The 7,532-nt window shown below is 74.2% G+C and carries 7 protein-coding genes; 3 read left to right on the forward strand and 4 right to left on the reverse strand.

Features of this window, described 5'->3' with window-relative positions; all coding sequences use genetic code 11:
• Positions 1-95: 95 nt before the first annotated feature.
• A complete protein-coding gene (locus AC07FV_RS08575) occupies positions 96-623 on the reverse strand; it encodes a hypothetical protein (RefSeq protein ID WP_479085636.1) in 528 nt (175 codons plus the stop codon).
• A gap of 358 nt (positions 624-981) precedes the next feature.
• Complete coding sequence (locus tag AC07FV_RS08580; RefSeq protein WP_479085638.1) at positions 982-1,602, reverse strand: TetR/AcrR family transcriptional regulator; 621 nt, start codon at positions 1,600-1,602, stop codon at positions 982-984.
• A gap of 141 nt (positions 1,603-1,743) precedes the next feature.
• On the opposite strand from AC07FV_RS08580, the gene AC07FV_RS08585 reads away from it, so the two are divergent.
• From AC07FV_RS08585 to ppk2, 3 genes are all read left to right on the forward strand, one after another.
• A complete protein-coding gene (locus AC07FV_RS08585; RefSeq protein ID WP_479085639.1) occupies positions 1,744-2,802 on the forward strand; it encodes an aldo/keto reductase in 1,059 nt (352 codons plus the stop codon).
• A gap of 129 nt (positions 2,803-2,931) precedes the next feature.
• Positions 2,932-3,312, forward strand: coding sequence for a hypothetical protein (locus tag AC07FV_RS08590; RefSeq protein WP_356610219.1), 381 nt, complete (start codon positions 2,932-2,934; stop codon positions 3,310-3,312).
• Between the two features lie 27 nt (positions 3,313-3,339).
• The gene (gene ppk2, locus AC07FV_RS08595; protein ID WP_479085641.1) at positions 3,340-4,347 is read left to right on the forward strand and encodes a polyphosphate kinase 2; all 1,008 of its coding nucleotides are present in this window, start codon (positions 3,340-3,342) and stop codon (positions 4,345-4,347) included.
• A gap of 76 nt (positions 4,348-4,423) precedes the next feature.
• Here ppk2 and AC07FV_RS08600 read toward each other — a convergent pair whose 3' ends face one another.
• On the reverse strand, positions 4,424-5,956 hold the full coding sequence (locus AC07FV_RS08600; protein WP_479085643.1) for a CYTH and CHAD domain-containing protein: 1,533 nt from the start codon (positions 5,954-5,956) through the stop codon (positions 4,424-4,426).
• Between the two features lie 89 nt (positions 5,957-6,045).
• Positions 6,046-7,206: a M23 family metallopeptidase gene (locus tag AC07FV_RS08605; RefSeq protein WP_479085645.1), complete on the reverse strand. Its 1,161-nt coding sequence runs from the start codon at positions 7,204-7,206 to the stop codon at positions 6,046-6,048.
• Positions 7,207-7,532: the final 326 nt, after the last annotated feature.

The following is a 7,532-nucleotide window of genomic DNA, read 5'->3' on the forward strand; positions in this document are numbered from 1 at the left end:
CGAGATCAGGTCAACCGGCGCACCGGAGCGCCGACGTCGTCCGACCCGCGGTGGGTCGGACGACGTCGGCGCTCAGCCCTGCGGGAGGTGTGCGGTCAGGCGCACAGGACGCGGGTCTCGGGCGTGTAGACCGGACCCCCGTTGACGCTCGTGCTGTCGCTGAACTCGGCGTAGTAGTACGAGTAGAAACCGATGTTGCCGTTGCAGCCGGAGTCGGCGCCGACCTGGAGGGTCAGGGTGACGGTGCGGCTCTGGCCGGGCGGGATGGTGGCGCCGTAGTTGGTGCCGAGGTTCGCGGGTCCGGTGCCGGAGCACGGGACGGCGCCGGCCTCCGAGGCCAGGCTGCACCCGGTGAAGCTGTACTTGAGGTCGGGGCGCTGGGTGGTCAGCCAGGTCGGGTTGATCGTCTGGTAGACGAACCAGATGTCGTACGTCTGGTTGTTCTTGATCGTCATCGACAGGTTCACCGTGCCGCCGGGCTGGGTGGTCGCCGCGTCGGTGGTGAACGTCAGCTCCGCCGGGGCGGGGTCGGCGGCGCTCGCGGAGGGCGCCAGGCCGAACAGGGCGAGGGCGAGGGCGATGATCGTGGCGAGGCCGAAGCGCCTCGTTCGTGTGGATCGCATGGCCCGGGAGACTAGGCACGGCCATGACGCACCGTCTGCACCGTGCGGAACGCCGGGAACACGGCCCGGCCGGAAGTGTGCCTACGGTGAAGGATGCGTGATGACGCCGTCACAAAGGGTGGTGGCCGGCGTTCTCGCATGACAGTGCCCGGGTGTGCCCGGGGCGGCGCCCGATCGTCACGGGCCCCGTGTGCGACCGGGTGCCTGGACGGCAATGGCGGATTCCGGGTGCCCGCCGAGGGGGCCGCGCCGGCCGGGACGGCCTGGTCCCGGCCCGCGCCGCCTCATGGCCGGTCGCAGGTCACGGGAGCGCGGCCTCGTCCGGGCGCCGTGGCCCGCTCGCTCCGGAAGGAGATCGTCAGCCCGTGCCGGAGCGGAAGGCTCCGGCGCGGGCCGCCGCTGCCGCCGCCTCGGCGGCTCGGTCCGCCGCCGCCTCGTCGAGGGGCTCACCGGTGGTCAGCAGGCGGTAGTAGAGGGGGGCCGAGACCGCGCGGACCACCTCGCGCGGGTCGGTGTCCGCGGGCAGTTCGCCGCGTTCGACGGCCTGGCGGGCGCAGGGCTCCCACTCCGAGACGCGGAGGTCGTAGAAGCGGTGGAGGGCGGTGGCCGTCTGGGTGTCGCAGGTCGCGGCGGCGATCACCGCCTTGAAGAGTGCCCCCTGGCGCGGGTCGGCCAGCGTGCGCGCGACCAGCCGGGCGTTCGCGCGCAGGTCGCCGAGCAGGGTGCCGGTCTCCGTGCGGGGCAGCGACTGCTCGGCCATGTCCGCGAGCAGGTCCGCGACCAGGGCGGCCGGGGTTCCCCAGCGCCGGTAGACCGTGGTCCTCCCGACCTCGGCGCGGCGGGCCACGTCGGCGAGGTCGAGGCCGGCCAGGCCGTGCTCGGCCAGGGCGTCACCGGCGGCCCGCAGGACCGCTGACCGCACGCGCGCGGTCCGGCCCCCCGGGCGGGCGGAGCCGGGACCGCTCTCTTCGGACGTCATAACGGGACTCCGGTTCCATTAGTGGGTGGGTTGCTGTTACTGTGGGGACATCTTAACGGAACGGAAGTCCCGTTAATGGACGCCGTCCCCGCGCGCCGCACCACCGCGACGCGACGGACGGCCGGACGAGGAGACGCGGTCATGGAACACAGGAGACTGGGAGCGTCCGGACTCATGGTCCCGGCACTCAGCTTCGGCGCGGGCACCTTCGGCGGGCGCGGAGAGCTGTTCGGCGCCTGGGGCACCACGGACGCTACCGAGGCGCGCCGACTGGTCGACATCTGCCTGGAGGCGGGCGTGACCATGTTCGACACCGCCGACGTCTACTCCGGCGGTGCCTCGGAGGAGGTCCTCGGAGCCGCCGTGAAGGGGCGCCGCGACCAGGTGATCATCTCGACCAAGGCCGGCCTGCCGACCGGAGACGGGCCCACCGAGGCGGGAACCTCCCGGGCCCGCCTGATCACCGCCGTCGACCGGGCCCTGCGCCGGTTGGGCACGGACTACATCGACCTCTTCCAGCTGCACGCCTTCGACGCCGGGACCCCCGTCCAGGAGGTCCTCTCCACGCTCGACGACCTCGTACGGGCGGGCAAGCTGCGCTACACCGGCGTGTCCAACTTCAGCGGCTGGCAGCTGATGAAGTCGCTGGCCGACGCGGACACCCGGGGACACCAGCGCTACGCCGCGCACCAGGTCTACTACTCACTGGTCGGCCGGGACTACGAATGGGAGCTGATGCCGCTCGCCCGGGACCAGGGCGTCGGAGCCGTGGTCTGGAGCCCGCTGGGGTGGGGCCGGCTCACCGGCCGGATCCGCCGCGGCAGCCCGCTCCCGGCCGGCAGCCGGCTGCACGCCACGGCCGACTACGGCCCGCCCGTCGCCGACGAGCTTCTGTACCGGGTGGTCGACGCCCTGGACGTCGTCGCCGAGGAGACGGGCCGGACCGTCCCGCAGATCGCCATCAACTGGCTGCTGCGGCGCCCCACCGTCTCCTCCGTGATCATCGGCGCCCGCAACGAGGAGCAGCTGCGGCAGAACCTCGGGGCCGTCGGGTGGTCCCTCACCGAGGACCAGGTGGCCAGGCTCGACGCGGCGAGCGCCACCACTGCCCCGTACCCGTACTTCCCCTACGAACGGCAGGAGGGCTTCGCCCGCCTCAACCCCCACCCGCTGCGCCCCGCGGCCGTGCCCCTGGGCTGAACACGGCCTCGCCCGGCGGAGCGGGGGCGGGATTGTCAGTGCCGTGCACAAGAATGCGGCCAAGCGAGATCAACACCGGCCGGAGCGGGTAGGCGGTCTCGAGTCCCTGTCCCGGAAAGGCCACAGCCGATGCCGCTTACCGTCGTCCACGCGCAGACCGCCCCCTCCCGTGCGACCGGTCGACGCGGGCCCCGCCCGGGTGGCCCGCTCAGCCCCGCCGAGGCCGACGTCCTGCGGATCGTCGCCGACCCGCGCACCCCCGTGTTCGTCACGGTGCGCGAGGGCGGCCGGCGCAGATACAGCTACTGGCGGCCGCTGGACTCCGCCACGGGCCGGGGCGGCTGCTACGCGGCGCTGCCCACCGCGGAGTGCGACAAGCTGCACGCGGCGGGCCGTATCAGCCTGGGCGAGCCGCTGACCGACCCCGCCCGCACCATCTACCGGGTCAAGGCGATACGCACCCCCGCCGGGTCGGTGCGCGCGGTGCGGGACCGGGCATACGCGGCATGAGGCCGGCGAGACGAGGGGAGAGGCGCAGTGGATTCCGAGCGTGAGGACGAGGGGACGGCGCAGTCGGGCGACGCCGGGGGCGAACCGGCCGAGGAGAACCTCCTCGCGGGTCTGCGCGTCGACGAGCGGAGGCCGGAGAAGCCGATCCTGCTGAGCGCGGAGGGCACGCCCGTCGACACCTGGCGGGAGAACCACCCCTACGACCGCAAGATCCGCAGGGCCGACTACGAGCGGCAGAAGCGGGTCCTGCAGATCGAGCTGCTGAAGATGCAGCGCTGGGTCAAGGAGACCGGGCAGCGGGTCGTCGTCCTGTGCGAGGGCCGCGACGCGGCCGGCAAGGGCGGCACCATCCAGCGCTTCACCGAGCGGCTGAATCCCCGCGGCGCGCGCGTGGTCGCGCTCGACAAGCCGACCGAGAGGGAGGCGGGGCAGTGGTACTTCCAGCGCTACGTGTCGCACCTCCCCGCCCGCGGCGAGATCGTCTTCTTCGACCGCTCCTGGTACAACCGGGCGGGCGTCGAGCGGGTGATGGGTTTCTGCACGGAGACCGAGTACCGCCAGTTCCTGGAGCAGGCGCCGCTCTTCGAGCGGCTGCTGACCGACGACGGCGTCATGCTGGTGAAGTTCTGGTTCTCCGTCTCCCGGGCGGAGCAGCGGACCCGTTTCGCCATCCGCCAGGTCGACCCGGTGCGCCGCTGGAAGCTGTCGCCCACCGACCTCGCCTCACTGGACCGGTGGGACGACTACACCGCGGCCAAGGTCGACATGTTCCGTGCGACCGACACACCGCACGCACCGTGGACGGTGGTCAAGAACAACGACAAGCGCCGCGGCCGGCTGGAGGCCATGCGCAGCCTGCTGGACCGCTGCGACTACCCCGCCAAGAACCTGGAGGCGGTGGGGCGGCCCGACCCGCTGATCGTGGGCGCCGCGGACACCCTGCTCGAAGCCGGTGAGGAACCGGTCGACCTCTCGCCGACCCCGCTGGCCGGGCACGGCGACGGCCCCGGGATCCACCCCGACCGCGCGGACTGACACCCCGGAGCCCGCACCGCACGCAGCGCCCCGGGCGCCGGCCACCCGGCCCGGCGCCCGGCGGACGCTGTGCGGATCAGCGCGTCAGCGGCGCCCGGAGCGCGGGGTCCGACGCCGCCCGCCACACCGACGGCAGCTCCTCCTGCCGTGCCTCGGCCCGCGCACCCTCCCGGCCGTGCAGCAGCCCCCAGGTGAACGCGGACTCGCCCGCGGCGTGCGCCGCCACCGCCAGCCCCCGCAGGGTCTCCTGGGCGACGACGGCGTCCTGGTGGTCACCGAGCACCTTCTGCACCGCCTTGGCACGCTTGCCCAGCCGGGCGACGGGCTTGCCCAGTGCCGGCCGCGCCACCTCGGCGGCGTAGCGGACCTTCTTGGCCGCCTTGCGCGCCTGGTGCAGCGCCGCGTCGCGCGACGGCCCCGGCGGCAGCTCCAGCGCCCGGTCCGTGCGCGCGGCGAAGCGGTCGTACTCCTTGAGGACGGCCTTGGCCATGACCGGGCCGGGCTTCTTCGCGGCCTTCGTGCGCAGGGGCGGTCGCCGGACCAGGTCGTCCAGCGCGTCCAGCAGGCGCAGATAGCGGGACGAGGCCAGGGCCTCCCGGGTGCGCGTGCGCGTCTCGTCGTTCCCGGAGACGTCCCACACCCGCAGCCGCGCGGCGACGGGACCGAGCACGAGATCACCGGGCAGCAGGTCCAGGGCCGTGCCGATGCGCTCGCGCAGCACCTCTTGGTCCCGCGCCACCCCCAGTTCCCCCGCCAGCCAGCGCAGCTCCGCGCGGAGCGGATCGGTGGCCCGCCGGTCGAGCACGGACCGGTACGAGCGAAGGCAGCTCCGCAGACGGCGGCAGGTGACCCGCATCTGGTGCACCCCGTCGGGCAGGTCACGGCGGACCGCGGGATCCAGCGCCACCAGCGCGTCGACCTGTTCGCGCAGGTACGCGAGCACGTAGGAGCCCGGAGAGCCCGGGGTCACCCCGGGGGACGGGTGCGGCGCCGGGCCGGGTTCCAGGCCGGTCTCCCGCAGCGCCCGCACCAGCTTGGAAGGGCTGTCGGACCGCCGGATGCCCTTCTTGCGCAGCTTCTTCTCCACCGTGTCGAGCAGTGCGGCGCGGGCGCCGTCGGCCAGCTCGACCTCCAGCTCGCTCCACTCGGCGTGCCCGCCGCCGGCCCGCAGGGACTCGGCGCGCACCTCGTCGAGGCTCAGCTCGGCGAGCACCGTGCCCCCGGTGTCGCGCAGCTGCCGCAGGGAGCGGCTCGACCGGATGCGCACGACCGGAAGCAGCCGGGCGCCCCGCGTACGGGAGAGCACCAGGTCGCGCAGCTCCTCGGGCACGTCGTCCGACAGCGGCGCCCGGACCTCCTCCCGGCTGTCGCCGCCCAGCGGCAGCTTGAGGTGCCAGCCGGCGTCCGCTCCGCCCGTCCGGCGGCGCAACGTCACCGACGCCCCGGCCAGCCGCAGATCCGCGGTGTCGTGGTAGACCGCGTCCAGCTCCTCGGGCCCGGCCGCCGTGACCGAGGCGACGGGGCCGGCGCCGGTGAGGTCCGGCAGCCCGTCGGCGCCGGAGGCGGCCGGCTCGTACTTTCGCTCTGTCTCGCGCTTCGACTGGCTCATGTGGTGAGCGTCGACACGATCCGCCGGATCAAACCCCGCGGGCGGAGCCGACCGGAGCGATCCGGACGGGGTGATCCGGACGGCGCGTCCTACCCGCCGTTCGCGAGCCAGGGCCGCGGATCCGTGTAGTACCCGTCGAGCACGACCTCGAAGTGCAGGTGGGGGCCGGTGGACAGGCCGGTCGACCCGACCCGGCCGATCAGGGTCCCGGCCTCCACCGTCCGGCCCACGGTGGTGTCCAGGGACGACAGGTGACTGTAGGTGGTCTCCAGCCGCTTGCCCTCGATGGTCCCGTGGTCGACCACGACACGGTTGCCGTACGCCTTCGTGTTCGCGGCGAAGACGACGTGGCCCCGACGCGCTGCGACGACCCGCGCGCCCTGGGGCGCCGCGAAGTCCACCCCCGTGTGCAGCTTGGTCACCCCGGTCAGCGGGTGCTCCCGCGAGCCGTAGGGCGAGGTGACGGTCAGCGGGGTCACCGGGGCGGCCGGCAGCACGCCCGTCGCCGTGCCGGCACCGCCGCCGGCGTCGGCCCGGTCGAGCGCCTCGTACCGGGGGAGCAGGGCCCGGACCTCGGCGAGGTACGTCTTGGCGGTGGGCGGCACGCGTCCCGCCTCGGACACGGCGTCCGGTCCGGTCGCGTACGCGGCGAGGGTGAGGTCCACCAGGTCACCGTTGACCTCGCCCGCGGTGCGCAGTGCGGTGACCTCGGCCGCCAGGGAGCAGTCCCGGCGGGCGAGGGCCATGATGGCGTCCGCCGGATCACGCGGGGACGCCTTGCCGCTGCCGTCGTCGTCCCTGCCCCAGGTCCGCCACTCGGTGTCCGTGAAGGCGGCGATGCCCTTCTGGCCGGAGAGATCGTCCGTGCCGTCGCTCCAGCCCGAGAGCTGGTCGATCTGGGCGGCCAGCAGGGACGGCGTGAGCAGCGTGCAGGCGGCGGCCGCCTGGCGCAGCCACGGGACGTAGGAGGGGTCGATGCCGACCTCGGCCGCCCGGTCCGCGTCGGGGTCCTCGGGCCCCGGTGACGGACCGCCGGTGAGCGCGAGGAAGGCGGCCACACCGATGACGGTGACCAGTCCCGGGAGCAGGAGCAGGGTGAGGAGGACCGGCCCGCGGCGCCTTCGCCCGGCGGCCCGCTCCGGCCGCTCTTCCGGGCCCGCCCCCGCCTGTCGCGGCTGCTCCGGTCGCTCCGGGGGCCGTTCGTCCGCGACGTGGGCGGCTTCCGCCACGGTCAGCCGTTCGTCGTTCACCTGGGCGCTCGCCGGAACCTGGTACTCACGCAGGGACGTTAACGCCTCGTCCCTGGAACGTCAGGAGCCCCCGAGGCAGAGGCGGCTGCCCGAACGGGCAGGGCACGGCGCCGGCTCCGTCGGTCCGAACCGCCCTCGCGTGACCGGTTCCCGGCCGGTTCGGGCCGGGCCGGGGCTGGCCGAGGCCGGTCCGGTCCGCTAGCTTGCTGGGGGGGGGGGGGGACTTGTTCCCTCCGCACTGGACCAACCCCGCACCCACCCCCCCCCCCCACCCCACCCCCCTCGACCACCCCACCCACCCCCCCCCCCCTCGCCTTCTCGTCCAC

The organism is Streptomyces sp. NPDC045956 (genome assembly GCF_056430705.1).